The sequence below is a fragment of the Litoribacter populi genome, assembly GCF_007483685.1.
In the GTDB taxonomy this organism is placed as follows: Bacteria; Bacteroidota; Bacteroidia; order Cytophagales; family Cyclobacteriaceae; genus Litoribacter; species Litoribacter populi.
In genome coordinates, this window is sequence record NZ_VMKN01000001.1 from 3498680 (window position 1) to 3514987 (window position 16308).

Genomic DNA, 16308 nt, shown 5'->3' on the forward strand with positions numbered 1-16308 from the left:
TTCAATAATTGAATAACATTTGACTTGGAATAATTCCAGCCTGGATGGAATCCTGCAATACTCCCTCTGGGGTAAAACGAATCACCCAACCCGCAGATGCGAAATCTCTAGGATCCGTTCCGTAAAGCAAGCCGTCTTTAGGATTTAAGTCAAACCCATAAAAGCTCCTATTCAGCACAGGATCACCTAACTCAAGTTCTTGGTCAACAGATAACCGGTGCACGCCCCCATCATAGGTAAAATACAATTCGTCGCCACCACCATTTATCCTCAACTTACTCGGTTGCGAAAACTCACTTTCAAATTCTAAGACTTCTTCGATATTGTAATTAGAGCCATTAATTTTATAAAGTTGGCCAGGAGTTTCAAGGCCGCTCCAATCTGCTTTGTATTTTCCGCCGCAAAGAACCCATATTTGCCCATTTCTATCCACTACGACACTGTTAGGTCCATCGCCTACAGCAATTGATTGGGTTACTTGATCAGTTTGGGTATTGATAATACTTATGCTGTTGTCACTTGAAAATCCGCCCGAATTCAATACAATCAAATCATTCCCATTTACTAGCATATTTTTTGGCCCGGTACCTACTGTTATTTTTTTTGACACAGAAAGGTCTTGCAGATTAATTACGGCTACTTCATTACCAGTCCCTGATTCTCCCCAAAGGGATGCATACCCTTTTTGTTCATTCAGGCCTACGAAAGTCTGAGGCTTTTCTACTCCCTCCACGATTCCTTCCATTTCAAAATCATCCAGGTTAACTACGTACATACGATTCATATTATCCACCGCAATGTAGCCTTTCCCTAGATGTCCACTAATTGATTGCACATAAATTCCCAAATCCATGTCATTTACTTTGGTGAAAATATTATGTGACTTTTCGCCAGACGAAGGATTATAAAAGGTAATTTCACCCGTGTTGGTTTGGGTGTTGCCTTCATTGACAATAAAAACCCCCTCTCCAAAAGGAGTGTCTGCATTGTTGATGGTTTCCGCATCATTATTACAGGAAGCCAGCGCTATTAGTGCACTGAAAAGTAAGCTGGTTGTGATTTTCTGATTGATTCTCATGTATTAAAATTTAAAATGAATATTAACGTGATAATTTCTTCCAGGCATGGGCCGTTGTCTTAGGACTTGGTATTCGGTATTTAATAGATTATGAATCTGGCCTTGAAGCATCAAGTCCTGTCCAAAAAGCTGCAAATCCCAAATGGCCCCAATATCATAAAGGGTATAAGAAGGGATTTCAAGGCTATTGTCAGTGGTGACAAAGTTTTCATCTACGTAGGTTTGGGCTGCAAATACCCGCAGAGAGTTTAATTTATAGCTAATCTGCAAATTGGTTTTATGCAGTGGAGTATAAGGCAACTGACTTCCTACAGTAGATTCATTATCATCAGAAGAAATCTGCGCACTAGTGTAATTGTAATTCAGGTTTAAACCTATCACCCCCAGCCCAACTTTCTGCCTCATTTCCAGAAAGGTTTCCACTCCACTGTTAGTCACATCTCGAATATTTGAGGGTGACCAAAAATTACCCGTCGGCTGCCAAATAATCCAGTTTTCCACTGTCATCCGGTAATAATTAACCCGGGTTTCCACTTGGGTATTCTCTAGGTCCCAATTATGCAAAAGTCCGATCTCGCTGCTCCAGCTGTCTTCAGGTAACAAGTCCGGATTGCCTCCTGGCTGCCAGAAACGGTCATTAAGCGTAGGAACTTTGAAATTGCGTGAAAGTGCAGTGTTTGCATCTAATTGATGTCTCTCATTTTTGAAAAGACGATAAGTTCCACTCAATGAAGGCGTAAATGGAGCCCAATTACCTTCATAAACCAATTGTCGCAAGTTTAACGAAGTACTAAATCTATCCGTAAATCGAAAACTGGAGCTATGATAAACTTCTAAACGGTTGTCGGTTGCCCGATAACTGCTCAGGTTACCATCGATTATAGTGTAGCGAACTCCACTCTTGGAGTCCCAATTATTAGCTATTTGCTTTTCGATGTCTGTGGAAAAAAGGTATTGGGTCACTAGATTCCTTGAATTTCTGTCAAAAATCATCTCATCACGAACAATCCCTGCTTTTAAATTCAGAAGAGATTTTTCACCAAAAAGCAAATAGTCCATTGCCCATCTTAGGTTTTGGTCTTTTTGTACTTCCCTGGCATTGGAACCCATCAGAGGCTGAAGTTGGCGGTCTGTAAGGTTCCACCAAATGCTGTTTTTAATCTGTGACCTAGTTCCAACATTCCAACCGAAATCCTGATTGACCCCATATTGCTCAATGGCAGCATTGACCTGTCTTTCTATAGGTTGGCCTAATTTTGACCTGTTTCGAAAGGGAAAATCATTTTGAGCAGAATTTCGGTAAGCGGAGGTACGAAGGGCGATTATTCCGTTGGAGTAACCATATTTGACTTGGCTATTAAACCTTCCAAAGCTTCCAAGTCCTTGCTGGATTTCTCCATGATGGCCTTGATTAAACTTTAATTCATTGCCTAAGTGAATGGACCCGCCTATGGCATCAGTACCATACAAGGCTGCTGAGCCACCAAAATGGATAGTGGCTTGATCGATGCCACTTACGGGGAGAATGGAAAAATCGGTTTGCCCTAAAGAGGGACTATTGATAGGGAGGCCATTCCAAAAAACAGCCGTATGTCCGGCCGAGGCCCCGCGCATGGTAACCGATGCCAGCATTCCGGGACCGTATTGGCGTACAAAAATTCCCGAACGCTGTTGTAGTAGAGATCCGAGGTCTTGCCCCTGGAACTCCTGCAGATTTTCTTTAGCCACGGACTTGACCGTATGTCCAAGGGAATACTTTTTGTAATCCGGGGCATACACGTCAACCCTATCCAGTGCGACCGTATCTACCGACATGTCGAGGGATCTTTCTTGGGCCTTTACATAAGAAACTGCCAGAAGCAAACAGCAGGTTATAAATATAACCCTAGTTACATTTTCGAAATACAATGCCTTTTGAATTAAATATGGAACAAAACCAAATATTTAACCCAAAGCCATTTCAAGTAGTAAAATTGAGATATTAACTGAAAATCAAAATTAACCTGAAAGCTTTTCTATGCGACTCTTTGCGTCCTTTGCGGTTAATCTCGAAACGGTATCCACCTCAGCCTTTCTCCCGAAAGCTTTGAATTGTCTGAAAAAGGCAGGTCTCCTGGCTTTCCCGACTTTTGCCGACCTTCTCATCCCGACACTCGGAACAATGGTTTAGAAGGACAAAAGCTTGATCTGAAGTATCAGATCGGGATTACAGTTGCGGGGACAGCTCCGGAATTTAACCGGATTCCCATTTTAATCCCAGTTGCCTTGAAGCGACAACTGTGAACCAATTTCATTTGTAAATGTAACGTAAAAATTGCTTTGGAAAAATTTTCTTTGAAGATTTGTTTCCGAATGCAAGGCCATCCAAGCTTTCTTTCGCTCAACAAAAAAGATTAATCATGATTCATCCACAGGGGAAATTCACATCTTTTATCATCGCTGTAATTTCAGCTTGGTGCCTGCTTTCCTGTCAGCCTCAAGAGGAACGTGAGCAATCGGAGGAGATGGAGGAAATCAATTTGAGCTATGCGAAGGGGTTCAAAATCTATCAAGGAAAAGGCTTCAAAGTACTGGAAGTATTGAAAGCATTTCCTGAAAAGCACCAACCATACCGGTACTTAATTCAGGAAAGTGAAAATGTAGTAATTCCTACAAGAAAGTTTGACGGAAAAATTTTATTACCTGCTGAAAGAGTCATCCTCACCTCCACTACTCATATCCCCCATCTTGATTATCTTGAGGAAACAGACAAACTGATCGGTTTTCCAAACCTTGACCTGATTTCTTCAAAAGAAGTCAGAAGCTTAATAAAAGACGGTTCTATACAAGATTTGGGTAGAGCCGCTCAGAGTAATGTGGAAATGATTATTGACCTGCAGCCCGACTGGATTATGATTTCTACTTTGGGTGATGAGGTAAAAAATTTGGAACTGCTTAAGTCTGCGCGGATTCCGGCAGTACTCAATGGAGAGTATGTAGAGCAAAATCCACTGGGAAGAGCAGAATGGATAAAATTCACTGGTGCACTTTTTGGAAAATTGGAAGAAGCAACGGAAGTTTTTGAAAACATAGAAAAAGAGTACCTAGAAGCAGAAAAACTTACCCTTAATCTCCCAAACGCCAATTTACCGAAGGTGATGAGCGGGGTGATGTATAAGGATATCTGGTATGCCCCTGGAAATGATTCTTGGGGCACCAAGTTACTAAAAGCAGCTGGCGGTCAATATATTTTTGAGGACCAAAAAGGAACTGGCAGTGTTCAACTCAGTTACGAATATGTGCTGGAAAATACCGATGAAGCGGACTTTTGGATCGGAGCGGCTGACTTCAAATCCTTGAGTGACATCACCAGTACTGACCGCAGATATGCCAACCTCCGCCCTGTCCAAGAAAAACAGGTTTACACTTACACTTCAAAAAAAGGAGAAACAGGTGGAGTGGAGTATTTTGAATTGGGTTACATGCGCCCAGACCTGATTTTGAAGGACCTAATCAAGATTCTTCATCCTGAACTCTTGCCGGATTATCAACTGTATTTCTACACTCAAATAGATGGATAAAGGCGGCTCCTCGACCATATTGATTGTTGCGGGATTGGTTTTGACTTTAACCCTCTTTGTGCTGAACATTAGCATAGGTTCAGTCTATATCCCCGTGGGAGAAATTTTTCAAGGTCTTTGGAGCGGGGAATTCAGCAGGTCAAGCTGGGAAACGATTATCAATACCTACCGCATCCCGAAAGCTTTTACAGCCATCTTGGCTGGAATCGGCCTTTCCATAAGTGGTTTACAAATGCAGACCTTTTTCAGAAACCCTTTAGCAGGCCCTTTTGTACTGGGTATCAGTTCGGGGGCGGGTTTGGGTGTTGCTATTTTAGTGATGGCGGGTTCAGCATTCGGTTTTACATTCTTTGGAGGTGGTGTGGGCATTTGGGCTACTATTATTTCAGCTACAGTTGGAGCTATATCAGTTTTGTTGCTAATGAGCCTGACTGCCTGGAAGGTCAAGGACAGCATGACTTTGCTGATTGTAGGTTTAATGTTTGGCAGTGCCACATCGGCCATTATAAGCGTCCTGGCCTACTTCAGTGATGCTGAGCAACTCAAAACTTTCACTATTTGGTCCATGGGAAGTTTGGGCAGTATGGATTATGGACAACTACAGGTGTTTCTATTGGCCATCTTGATTGGAGTAATTCCAGTGATTGTTTTTCTGAAATCATTCAATGCCATGCTTTTGGGAGAAACTTATGCTGAAAGCATGGGAGTAAATATACATCGCCTCCGCTGGGCGATGATTATCAGTACAGGGATTTTGGCCGGTGCAACTACTGCATTTTGCGGGCCCATTGCTTTTATCGGTATAGCGGTACCTCACATTGCACGATTGGTTTTCAAAACCAGCGACCATAGAATCCTTTTCCCAGCCTCGGCCATCATTGGCGCGGCCGTTTTACTATTGTGTGATGCAGTCAGCCAAATGCCTTCTTCAGCACAAACCCTACCCATAAATTCGGTCACATCCCTTATTGGCGCCCCTATGGTTATTTGGTTAATTTTAAGGAGAAATTTCAGCAAAGAATTTTGAGTAATCTGAAAACCATATTGCAAGCTAAAGACCTAAAGCTAGGTTACAGAAAAGGCCCAAAAGAAACTGTAGTGGCCGAAAATATCTCCTTTGAACTTAAAACTGGGGAACTGACCTGTTTGCTGGGTCCAAATGGCGTGGGGAAATCTACAGTTTTAAAAGCGATACACGGGCAGAACCCACCTTTAGAGGGAAGCCTATTATTTGAAGGGAAACCGCTATCCAGTTTTGACCAAACGGATCTGGCCCGAAAAATCTCTGTTGTGTTAACCGAAAAAATCACCAGCGCAAACCTCACTGTCGGGCAATTGGTAGCCTTGGGAAGGACTCCGCATACGGGCTGGTTAGGTAGATTGAATCCAACAGATAAAGAAATTGTGGAAAATGCCATTAAAGCCACCAATACGGAATACCTGCACGATAGGCGTCTTTCGGAACTAAGCGATGGGCAATTGCAAAAAGTAATGATCGCCCGGGCCCTGGCCCAAGACGGTGAACTGATGATACTGGATGAACCTACTGCTCACCTGGACTTAGTTAATCGCTATGAAATCATGCATTTGCTTCGCCAAATTGCTCAAACCAGAAATAAGGCAATCCTTGTTGTGACCCATGATTTGGACATAGCACTGGAGACAGCAGATCAATTTTGGATAATGCAGTGTGGAGCACCGTTGATTACCGGGCTGCCAGAGGAGCTAGTACTTCAGGACAAAATCGATCAGCTCCTCCAAAGCGACCAACTCTATTTTAGCCTGGTGTCTGGAAAAGTACAGATCAAAGCTCCTTCCCCATCAATTGATGTAAAAGGTCCTGCTCATTTGATTCAATGGGTGAATAGTGCCTTGAAGAAAAAAAACATTTCCACTCAGACTCTTAACCGACATTTTTCAATCCAAATTCTAGAAGCTCCCTTGCGGTATGAAGTAACAGATAGCTCAGGGAAAACAATGCATTCATCCCTTACTGAAATGATTGAGCATATTCAAAAATCCAAATCAAGTATTATCTGAAGGTTTTCCTTAACCTTCACTGCCAAATCATGTGGAAATTGCCCGATTTTTTCTATCATTCATTTATTTTCAATCGCTGCCTAATCCCCATCAATCAAACTGTCAAAATCTCTTAAAACACTCATAGACTCTTCCTTAACCAAAGCTCCTTCTTCAGAGATGTTTTTGGCTAGGATTTCACGCTTGTGATATTTGTTATAAAAGTCCAAAGCCTGGTTGAAATAACGGTTTCGGCCCATCTTTTTCGTTTTAATGATGTATTTCACATCCTCAAAAATTTCGTCGTCTAATTTTATTGATAAAGTTTTCATAGTACTACAAATATACTATCAGCAAGCCCTATTTTCACCAAGGTTATTATTTTTCTTACTACTAATCAATGACTTACCATCCTTTGAAGTCTCTTCAATTTTTTGTCTAAACGGAAATTATAGCTTATCAGAAGAAAACGGTTTGTGCAAAAATCCATATATTTGTCGCACTAACTATTAGCATGACATACGAGCAATTTAGCAAATATTCATTCCTCCTTGACAGGACTGCCCGGCGGGTAAAACAATACGCGCAGCAGAAATTCAAAAACGGCAATTTTGACGTAACGGTGGATCAGTGGCTGGTCATCAAGAACCTATCAGAAAACGGAGTTCTTAGCCAGACGGAATTGGCCCAGTTGGTTTTCAAGGACCATCCTACCCTTACCCGAATTATCGACATCCTTTGTAAAAAGGGCTATGTAGAAAGGCTTCCTCATCCAAATGACCGTCGAAGCTTTCAACTATTGCTCACTGAAGACGGTAAATCTAAGGTTTCCGAACTCAGACCACAGATTGTTTCCATCCGAGAAAAAGCTTGGGAAAACCTCGATGAAAAGGACTTTCAGGAATTTAAGCGCATTCTCAACACTATTTATGAAAACCTCGAATAGATAATTTGTCTCATCCGTGGGAATAGTTGTTATACTAACTATATTTGTACGAACATAATTTGCCCGCAAGGGTTTATTCAAAAAATACGACATCATGATTACTACTGACATTTGCATAATAGGAGCTGGCCCAGTGGGTCTTTTTGCAGTATTTGAGGCAGGATTGCTGAAAATGCGTTGTCATTTGATTGACGCCCTGCCACAGGTAGGCGGGCAGTTGTCTGAAATATATCCTCAAAAGCCAATCTATGACATCCCGGGCTATCCAGAAGTTAAAGCTCAAGAACTTGTAGATAATCTGATGGAGCAAATCAAGCCTTTCAACCCAACTTTTTCTTTGGGTGAACGCGTCGATCACATCACTAAACAAGAAGACGGCGCTTATGTCCTGACCACAAGCGATAAAACTAAGGTACATGCTCAGGTTATTGTCATTGCTGGGGGCCTAGGCTGTTTTGAGCCAAGAAAGCCGGTTTTGGAAAACTTGGAAAAGTTTGAAGGAAAAGGAATCACCTACATGGTGAAAAACCCTGAGACGTTCCGAAACAAGAAAGTAGTATTGGCAGGAGGTGGCGACTCTGCATTGGATTGGGCCATTTATTTAGCGGATGTGGCTGAGAGGGTAACTTTGGTTCACAGAAACGAAACTTTCAGAGGTGCACCAGATTCTGCTTCAAAAGTATTTGATCTTGCCAACAACGGTAAAATTGACCTAATCTTGAGTGCCAATCTTAAATCACTTGGCGGCAACGGAAAACTTGACAGCATCACGCTGGAAAACAAAGCTAAGGAAGAAATTGTGCTTAACATTGATTACCTTATTCCATTGTTTGGCCTAAGCCCAAAATTGGGACCTATAGCCGACTGGGGCTTGACTATTGACAAAAACGCCATTGAGGTTGATACTCGTGATTACTCTACGGGTGTGGAAAGAATCTATGCCATCGGTGACATCAACACTTACGAAGGTAAGTTGAAATTGATTCTTTGCGGTTTCCATGAAGCTGCCATCATGATGCACAGTGCTTTCAAATATGTTTACCCAGACCAAAAATTAAGCTTTAAATACACCACTGTAAACGGTGTAAATTCATTCTAATCGTATTATGGTAACTTTTCATATAGAACACGAGGACGGTACACGTCATCCAATTGAGGTCCCTGAAGACATGGGGCTCAGCTTAATGGAAGTATTGAAGGCTTCTGAATATCCAGTTTTAGCCACCTGTGGCGGTATGGCCCTTTGTGCCACCTGCCATGTGGAGGTTTTGGAAGGTAAAGATGGACTTGGAGAGGCATCCGATGTGGAACTAGATCAAATCGACAATCTTCCCAATCCAACTCCAACCAGCCGACTTGCTTGTCAGGTTAGGATCAGCGAGGAACTTGATGGAGCGGTTTTTAAAATACGTGGAGAATCTAACTAAAAACAAAAAATGAGGCTTTTGAGCCTCATTTTTTGTTTAATCTTGTTCTGGTGACAGTTTTAATATTCAATGGAATCTCAACCGGTTCATCAAAATATTCATTTGCTGGCAAGGTCATTATACCATTAATTTCTGATTGTTGATTGGACTCTGTCATCCAACCTGTAGACAAATCAATAGATGCGGTAATTTCCTGAGTACCTTCCATTTTCACCTCATCGCTGCTTTTCAAGTCCAAACTTGTAAGTATTGAGGAGCCTGCAAGTTCTGCCTGTCCTCTTCTGACTCTATTTAATTTCCACGAAGTTTCAGTAACTACTGGTACAGTGGCAAACTCCTCTCTTGAACAAGTCCACTCCTCCCCTATATTTACCGGCTTCTGAGGATATATGATCAAACCGGAAAGGATTGAGGTTTTAAAGGTTTCTTTGCCAAACTGGTTATCCAAGCTTGCTTTTAAACTTTGTTTCTGAGACTCATCCAGCTCTTCAAGACCCAACATTACGCTGTCCATCATCTCCTCTACACCATGGACCTCCAGGATTTCCCCTCGGGGACTAATAGCAATTTGAACTGGCTGATTGATCATTTTTCTCATCAGCTGGTTGATTGGATCCTCCATATTTCCTTCACTGCTCAAAATCATCTCCTCACCCATTGGCCCCTGAACTTCTAGGTGCAGGTTTCTATATTTGATTGAAAGGCCAATAGTGTCAGAAATGACACGGTCTACCGAAATATCCAAATCACTTTGAAAAAGGTTATGAATAGTTTGGGCCATCCCGTCCAAATCCTGCTCAATTACCTGCTGAGAAACTACATTTAATGTATACTGCTGTTTAGACTTCAGTTTATAGCGAAGCTCATATTCCTCCTCTTGGGCAAAAACCATCTGCCCAGCCCCAAAAGAGAAAACCAAAAATAAAAGGATCAACTTATCCGACAATTTCATCATTATCAAATTCAAAATTCTGCCGAAAGATACATTTAATTTTATGATCATAAACTTTCAGATCAAAGAATTATGCCGACAGCGACTTCCAGCTCCACTTCTGAATCCAAGTATCTTTCGATATCTTCCTTTAATTGTGAAAGATCAGCTTCATCTAAAGGTGTTTCTGAAACTACTCGCAAGCTGATTTTTAGTGGATCTAGAGACCGTACATTCACCTCTCTTAGGACTTTCCCCTCTATCTCATGGCCACTCAATTTCTGAACAATTCGATTCTCCTTTACCATTTTATTAAAACCAAATGCCAAGGGAGCGCTGATAGTTACCACAATAAGCAAGGATATTAATAGACCTTTCCTGGCTAATTTTACCGGACTATATCCCAGTAACAGAAATGTCAAAGCCGCTGCTAAAACCATCCCCGCCAAGTTAGTTACCAACAATAAAAATGCCCCGATAAATACCGTAAGGTCCATCCACCCCAATCCTATTCCTGACACCGCTAAGGGTGGCACTAGAGCCACGGCAATAGCCACTCCTGCAAGAGTTTTAGCTACCTCCCTTTTTGCATGAGCGTAAGCACCTGCAACTCCAGAACCTACAGCAATACCTAAATCCAGAAGATTAGGTCTAATTCTCGAAGTTATTTCATTGTTGTAGACATTCAATGGAGTCATCCAGGTAATGATAAGCGCACAGATATACCCTAAAAGCATCCCTATTATAATAGCCTTCAGGCTTTCCTTAATCAAGGATTCATTTTGGCGCAAGACTCCCATGGATAGGGAAATAATCGGAGCCATAAGCGGGGCCAAAATCATCGCACCGATGATCACCGGTGAAGAATTGCCAAAAAGCCCAAAAGTGGCAATCATGGTGGAAAGCACCATCAAAACCTTATAACTTGAACTTGCTTTGGCATTTTCTCGCAAAATGGTAAACAGCCACTTGAACTCTTCTGTACTAGCATGGTCAATAAGTGGCAGAGGATGGGCAAGCAAACCTTCCTTTATTTCCCCCTTTGGCAACTTATGAACTTTATATATTGCATTGTTCTTTATTTCATCGGTAACTAGCAAATGTTTACCCGGTACAATTTTCAGAATCTTTGGAAGTACTTCCAACTCAATTCCTTTAGCACTCATGAGTTTGTCATCAGCGGAATAGTTGATGGGATCGGAACTTTCAAGTAGGATTTTTTTAGTTTTGATATGGGAAATATGTGGGGGAAGCACTTTTGTTTTTGCAGATCGCAAAAAACTTTTTATCCCAAAATCTATCAAGCCAAACAGGCTTCGAGGAGCAAGGATCAAAACATGCATCATTCCATCATTGACAAATGACTCTTCCAAAACTTTTCGGGTTAGCAAGGCACTCTTTCGGTGCAATACAGCCACCACACCCAAGGCTGCAGTATCTATTTCGTCCTTGGTCTCATGATCCCCCTCCACCTTGATTACATAATTCTGTGCTCGCAAATTTTTGAAAAGTCTGAAGAAGCTTTTAACTTTTTCCCAGCGTACTTTCCAATGAGATTCTTCCATCGCTCCCGATATCAAGCTGATAGACTCTCCGGCCACTAAAGTGTTGAAAACTGGCAGCCCATTGGCCATCATTACATCGATACTCAAGGTTACATCACTTTCCAGAATATGATCCATAGCTGTAGAGAGCTTGGTATCCACCCCCATTCCCTGAATGGCGTTTGGCATGTTCGGGTGCGGAAGAAAACCCAAGCACCACCCTTTTTCGATCGCAATCGGCAGAAACTCCTTCAATTGCGTATCTGAAAGGTAGGTCACCACCAGTTCATCCTTTTCAATTTCGATCGTTAAATCATTTTTGAACGGGATTTTAAGTTTTAAATGATGCCCAAAGGCAGGAAGAATCTTGTCCTCAACAGTTTCACTTTCTAACTCATCATATAAGAGCGTGATTCTTTTCATATTAAAAAACTTCTTTAAAACATAAAAATAGCAATTTAAAAACCATTTAAATTGCTATTTACTCAAAAGGCTGAGCCTATTAAATTTATAACTACCTCAACTTCATTCTTCCATCAGGGCATTGAGAATCTCAATTGCCGCTTTTGGCAATACCGTTCCAGGTCCGAAAATGGCTTTTACTCCGGCTTGGAAAAGAAAATCATAATCCTTTGGCGGAATGACCCCTCCAGCCACCACCATAATATCCTCACGGCCCAGCTCCCTCAATGCCTGAATAAGCTGGGGTACCAAAGTCTTGTGGCCTGCCGCCAACGAAGATGCGCCTACAAGATGAACATCATTTTCGGCTGCTTGTTGCGCCACCTCTGCGGGAGTTTGGAACAATGGCCCAATATCCACGTCAAATCCTAGATCCGCAAAGCCGGTTGCGATCACTTTCGCCCCACGGTCATGACCGTCCTGCCCCATCTTAGCTACCATGATTCTTGGTCGTCGACCTTCGAGTTCGGCAAACTGGTCCGCCAACTTTTGTGCTTCTTTGAAGTAGCCATCATCTTTTGCTTCCCCAGAATAAACTCCAGAAATACTCCTCACAGTTGCTTTATGTCTTCCAAATTCCTTTTCCATCGCAGTTGAAATTTCACCTAAACTCGCTCTTTTCCGGGCCGCATCAACAGCCAATGCCAAAAGATTCCCTTCACCTGACCGAGCCGACTCGGTAATTGCGTCCAAAGCAACATCTACCTCGCTTTGGTTTCTTTCAGCCTTTAATTTATTCAATCTTTCAATCTGGGAAAGCCTTACCGACTCATTATCAACTTCCAATGTATCAAATTCAGTGTCATTTTCAGCCTGATAGCGATTCACCCCAACAATCACGTCCTTTCCACTGTCAATTCTGGCTTGTTTTTTCGCTGCAGCTTCCTCAATCCGCATCTTGGGAACGCCAGCTTCAATAGCCTTAGCCATTCCTCCCAAACTTTCCACCTCCTCCATTAATTCCCAAGCTTTCTTGACTAACTGGTCAGTCAAATACTCCACATAATACGACCCACCCCAAGGGTCCACAACTTTGGTTATCTCCGTTTCATCCTGAAGATATAGCTGCGTATTTCTTGCAATCCTGGCGGAAAAATCCGTCGGAAGGGCAATCGCCTCATCAAAGGAATTGGTGTGCAAAGACTGGGTGTGGCCTAATACGGCTCCCATTGCTTCAACAGTAGTTCTGGCTACATTGTTAAACGCATCCTGTTCAGTCAAGGACCAACCGGAAGTTTGACAGTGGGTTCGAAGAGCAAGGGACTTTGGGTTCTTGGGATTAAATCTTTTCACCAATTTAGCCCAAAGAATCCTTCCAGCTCTCATTTTGGCAATTTCCATGAAATGATTCATCCCGATGGCCCAAAAGAAAGAAAGTCTTGGGGCAAAATTATCAATATCCAAGCCTGCCTGAATGCCGGTCTTTAGATATTCTAATCCATCAGCTAAAGTATATGCTAATTCAATATCCGCAGAAGCCCCAGCTTCCTGCATATGGTAGCCGGAAATTGAGATAGAGTTGAATTTGGGCATGTTCTGACTGGTGTACTCAAAAATATCACCGATTATCCGCATGGAAGGTAATGGAGGATATATGTAAGTATTACGCACCATGAATTCTTTGAGGATGTCATTTTGGATAGTTCCAGAGAGCTGCTCTGGTTTCACTCCCTGCTCTTCGGCAGCTACTATGTAAAAGGCCAAAATCGGCACAACCGCTCCATTCATAGTCATAGATACAGACATCTTGTCCAAAGGAATCTGGTCAAACAACACCTTCATATCCAAGATAGAATCGATGGCCACACCCGCTTTACCTACATCTCCCTGCACACGTGGGTGATCGGAATCATAACCACGGTGGGTAGCCAAATCAAAAGCCACTGATAAACCTTTTTGGCCTGCGGCAAGGTTTCTACGATAAAAGGCATTAGATTCCTCTGCTGTAGAAAACCCGGCATATTGACGTATGGTCCAAGGTCTGGTGACAAACATCGTACTATAAGGCCCTCTCAAATAAGGCGGCAGTCCCGCTGCAAAATCCAGATGCTCCATAGACTGGATGTCACTGGCCTGAAAGAAGGGTTTTACTTTTATATTTTCTGCTGTTAGCCATTCCCCATCCATTTGAGGTTGGCTTATTTGCTGCTCATTAGTTTCTAAAAGTTGATTTATATCTGGTCTCATAGTTGGGCTTCGTCTAGTAACTGGTCTATTGTAGCAATCAGGTCGGTCTTCAGATGGATATAATGCTGAATTCCGGAGGAGAGCAAAGTTTCGATTTGAGCGGCTGGGTATCCTGCAAGCACCAAGATTTTGCTTTCTTGACGCATAGCCTTCGCGATTTCTGCAGTCATATGTTCGTAATCTTCGTCTGCTCCTGCAAACACAATAAATCGGGCATCACTGTTTTTTGCTTTCTCAATTGCGGTAGAAGCGTCAAGACTTGTGTCGGCAACACTCAACTCAAACCCTGCTGCTTCAAAAAACCCTTGAGTAAATCCAACCCTAGGCTTTGGGTTTCCTCCCAAAGGCAGAACTTCAACTTTCAAATGACTATTTGAATTAGCAAAAGCTTTTTGAACCCTTTTCCTCATTTGCACTATAGGATAGCAGAATGAAAAAGACTTTAATTCTTTTTCTGTTTCTTCAATTTCCGGGAAATCAAAATTGACTTTTTCCGCTTGGTTCACGTATTGGTTTACTCCTACCATCACCTGCTTTCGGTTTGACAAAGAGGCAAATTTTGTCTTTCTGGTTTCTTTGACGGCGGTCTGCACGATCCCCTTTTCCAGACTGGCCCACCAGCCGCCATTTTCTTCAGTTTGCTTGACGAGTTTCATCGATTCAGCAAATAAGGTTGAGGTAAGGTTTTCCAAATAATAAGAACCAGCTACCGGATCCAACACCTTGTCAAAATAGCTTTCCTCCTTGAGAATATTGCTGATGTTGCGTGCCATTCGCTTGGAGAAATTATCCGGCTGCTGCAAGCTTAAATTATGCGAATGAATCTGCAGTGCATTACACCCGCCCAAAATGGCTGACATGGATGCAGTCGTATTTCTCAAAAGGTTATTGTAGGGATCAATTGGGCTTTGGGCCCAAAGGCTCGTTTCGGCAAAAATCTGAAAGGACGCAGGATCCAATTCAACGGCATATAGCCCTGCCAATTTATGCATGGCCACTCGGAATGTCCTAAATTTGGCGATTTCCATGAAGTAATTGACTCCAGAGGAAACCCTTAAAAACATATTATCGAAAACACTTGACACATCTGCCCCAGCATTCGTCAATTCATCTAAGACATCAATGGTTTGGCTGAGCCCAAACCCAATTTCCTCAACCGCATGTCCCCCACTATTGTGATAAAGACTGGCATCGATGCAGATTCCTTTGAAGTTGGGATACGATAAGGTAAGCTTAAAAGACTCCCCTACAGACGAAAAATAAGCTTCTTTGCCACCCTTTAAAGATACTATTTGCTCAAAATCATTTGCAATTACCCCACCACTGAGTTCCGCTGACCGCAGACCTTTACTTTCAAACCAATCGATAAAAGCCTTGATAATGGCCGAATCTAATCGTGAAAGTTTTAGCCAAATCTGAATATATTGTGGCAACACATCCTTTAACAAGGCTTTGAAATCCACTTCAGAATTGATTTCAAGCACCAATGCATCAGCGCCGTTTTCCAAAACCGCCTTTATTTCATTATTTGCCTTAGTGACATCAGTTGTATCGATACTGGCTACATTTCCCCAGATCCGGGGTGACATTCCGGGAATTTCCGATGGTGTATTGAGTTTATTTTGATAGGCTTTAAGCCATTCCACACCTCCGAGATCATCTTGTGTATAAAAAGGAAAAACTGAAAAACCCTCAATGGCCCGGGTAATTAGCTTCTTTTCAAAGTCTTCACCTTTTAAGTCCTTGGTGGCCTGTTCTATCCATTCCTGTTTGCTCACAGGAGAAAATTCTTCAAATAATTTAGTCATCTTGGTTTATTGCTAGACAAAAATCGCTGTTGTCAAAAATAACCCTTTCCACCATCAAAACCCATTTTGAAGTATGCAATCTTTAAATACCGGAAACCTCGCAGAATTACCGCAACCGAATATATCATCCCCAAAACACTAATAGACTACATAAATATTCTAATCAGAGAAAAAAAATTTAGACAAAAACCACCTCTTCTTAACCCAATCCACTTTTTAATACACTAAATCCTAAAACCTTGGTTAGTCTAACCTTTTGATCAAAAAATTTTTCACTTTATTACTGCATTCAAATTTGCTTAATCCCAAGAAAATAGCAGCCAAAATATAACGAAACCAAAGAAAT

13 protein-coding genes and 1 riboswitch are annotated in these 16308 nt (G+C 42.0%); of the genes, 6 read left to right on the forward strand and 7 right to left on the reverse strand.

What is annotated here, in order from left to right; translation table 11 throughout:
• Position 1: 1 nt before the first annotated feature.
• Both FPL27_RS15170 and FPL27_RS15175 read right to left on the reverse strand, forming a co-directional pair.
• Positions 2 to 1078 (reverse strand): YncE family protein, encoded by a 1077-nt coding sequence (locus FPL27_RS15170; protein ID WP_143961895.1) that lies wholly within the window; start codon positions 1076 to 1078, stop codon positions 2 to 4.
• A 3-nt stretch (positions 1079 to 1081) separates the two neighbouring features.
• Positions 1082 to 2941, reverse strand: coding sequence for a TonB-dependent receptor (locus FPL27_RS15175; protein WP_235893454.1), 1860 nt, complete (start codon positions 2939 to 2941; stop codon positions 1082 to 1084).
• 223 nt (positions 2942 to 3164) lie between these two features.
• Positions 3165 to 3382: riboswitch (cobalamin riboswitch) on the reverse strand.
• 95 nt (positions 3383 to 3477) lie between these two features.
• On the opposite strand from FPL27_RS15175, the gene FPL27_RS15180 reads away from it, so the two are divergent.
• Genes FPL27_RS15180 through FPL27_RS15190 form a run of 3 tightly spaced genes read left to right on the forward strand, consistent with a single transcriptional unit; the run spans position 3478 to position 6678 of the window.
• Positions 3478 to 4638: an ABC transporter substrate-binding protein gene (locus FPL27_RS15180; protein ID WP_143961897.1), complete on the forward strand. Its 1161-nt coding sequence runs from the start codon at positions 3478 to 3480 to the stop codon at positions 4636 to 4638.
• The gene (locus FPL27_RS15185) at positions 4631 to 5665 is read left to right on the forward strand and encodes an iron ABC transporter permease (RefSeq protein WP_143961898.1); all 1035 of its coding nucleotides are present in this window, start codon (positions 4631 to 4633) and stop codon (positions 5663 to 5665) included. The genes FPL27_RS15180 and FPL27_RS15185 overlap by 8 nt, the downstream gene beginning before the upstream one ends.
• Positions 5662 to 6678 (forward strand): ABC transporter ATP-binding protein, encoded by a 1017-nt coding sequence (locus FPL27_RS15190; protein WP_235893455.1) that lies wholly within the window; start codon positions 5662 to 5664, stop codon positions 6676 to 6678. Before FPL27_RS15185 ends, FPL27_RS15190 begins: the two co-directional genes overlap by 4 nt.
• Positions 6679 to 6758: 80 nt before the next feature.
• On the opposite strand, the gene FPL27_RS15195 is transcribed toward FPL27_RS15190, so the two are convergent.
• Entirely contained in the window at positions 6759 to 6989 is a 231-nt protein-coding gene (locus FPL27_RS15195) for a hypothetical protein (RefSeq protein WP_143961900.1), read from the reverse strand.
• A 182-nt stretch (positions 6990 to 7171) separates the two neighbouring features.
• Between FPL27_RS15195 and FPL27_RS15200 the strand changes: the two genes are divergently transcribed.
• From FPL27_RS15200 to FPL27_RS15210, 3 genes are all read left to right on the forward strand, one after another.
• On the forward strand, positions 7172 to 7603 hold the full coding sequence (locus FPL27_RS15200) for a MarR family winged helix-turn-helix transcriptional regulator (RefSeq protein ID WP_143961902.1): 432 nt from the start codon (positions 7172 to 7174) through the stop codon (positions 7601 to 7603).
• 94 nt (positions 7604 to 7697) lie between these two features.
• Entirely contained in the window at positions 7698 to 8702 is a 1005-nt protein-coding gene (locus FPL27_RS15205) for an NAD(P)/FAD-dependent oxidoreductase (RefSeq protein WP_143961904.1), read from the forward strand.
• A gap of 7 nt (positions 8703 to 8709) precedes the next feature.
• Positions 8710 to 9030 (forward strand): 2Fe-2S iron-sulfur cluster-binding protein, encoded by a 321-nt coding sequence (locus FPL27_RS15210; protein ID WP_143961906.1) that lies wholly within the window; start codon positions 8710 to 8712, stop codon positions 9028 to 9030.
• A 25-nt stretch (positions 9031 to 9055) separates the two neighbouring features.
• Here FPL27_RS15210 and FPL27_RS15215 read toward each other — a convergent pair whose 3' ends face one another.
• The 4 genes from FPL27_RS15215 to FPL27_RS15230 all read right to left on the reverse strand — a co-directional run bounded on the left by FPL27_RS15215 (position 9056) and on the right by FPL27_RS15230 (position 15962).
• Positions 9056 to 10033, reverse strand: coding sequence for a DUF6263 family protein (locus FPL27_RS15215; protein WP_143961908.1), 978 nt, complete (start codon positions 10031 to 10033; stop codon positions 9056 to 9058).
• Positions 10034 to 10044: 11 nt separating this feature from the next.
• On the reverse strand, positions 10045 to 11928 hold the full coding sequence (locus FPL27_RS15220; RefSeq protein ID WP_143961910.1) for a TIGR00341 family protein: 1884 nt from the start codon (positions 11926 to 11928) through the stop codon (positions 10045 to 10047).
• A gap of 102 nt (positions 11929 to 12030) precedes the next feature.
• Positions 12031 to 14154 carry a methylmalonyl-CoA mutase gene (scpA, locus tag FPL27_RS15225; protein ID WP_143961913.1) on the reverse strand — a complete coding sequence of 708 codons (2124 nt, stop codon included), beginning with the start codon at positions 14152 to 14154 and terminating at the stop codon, positions 12031 to 12033.
• Positions 14151 to 15962 (reverse strand): methylmalonyl-CoA mutase family protein, encoded by a 1812-nt coding sequence (locus tag FPL27_RS15230; protein ID WP_143961914.1) that lies wholly within the window; start codon positions 15960 to 15962, stop codon positions 14151 to 14153. The genes scpA and FPL27_RS15230 overlap by 4 nt, the downstream gene beginning before the upstream one ends.
• Positions 15963 to 16308 lie beyond the last annotated feature (346 nt).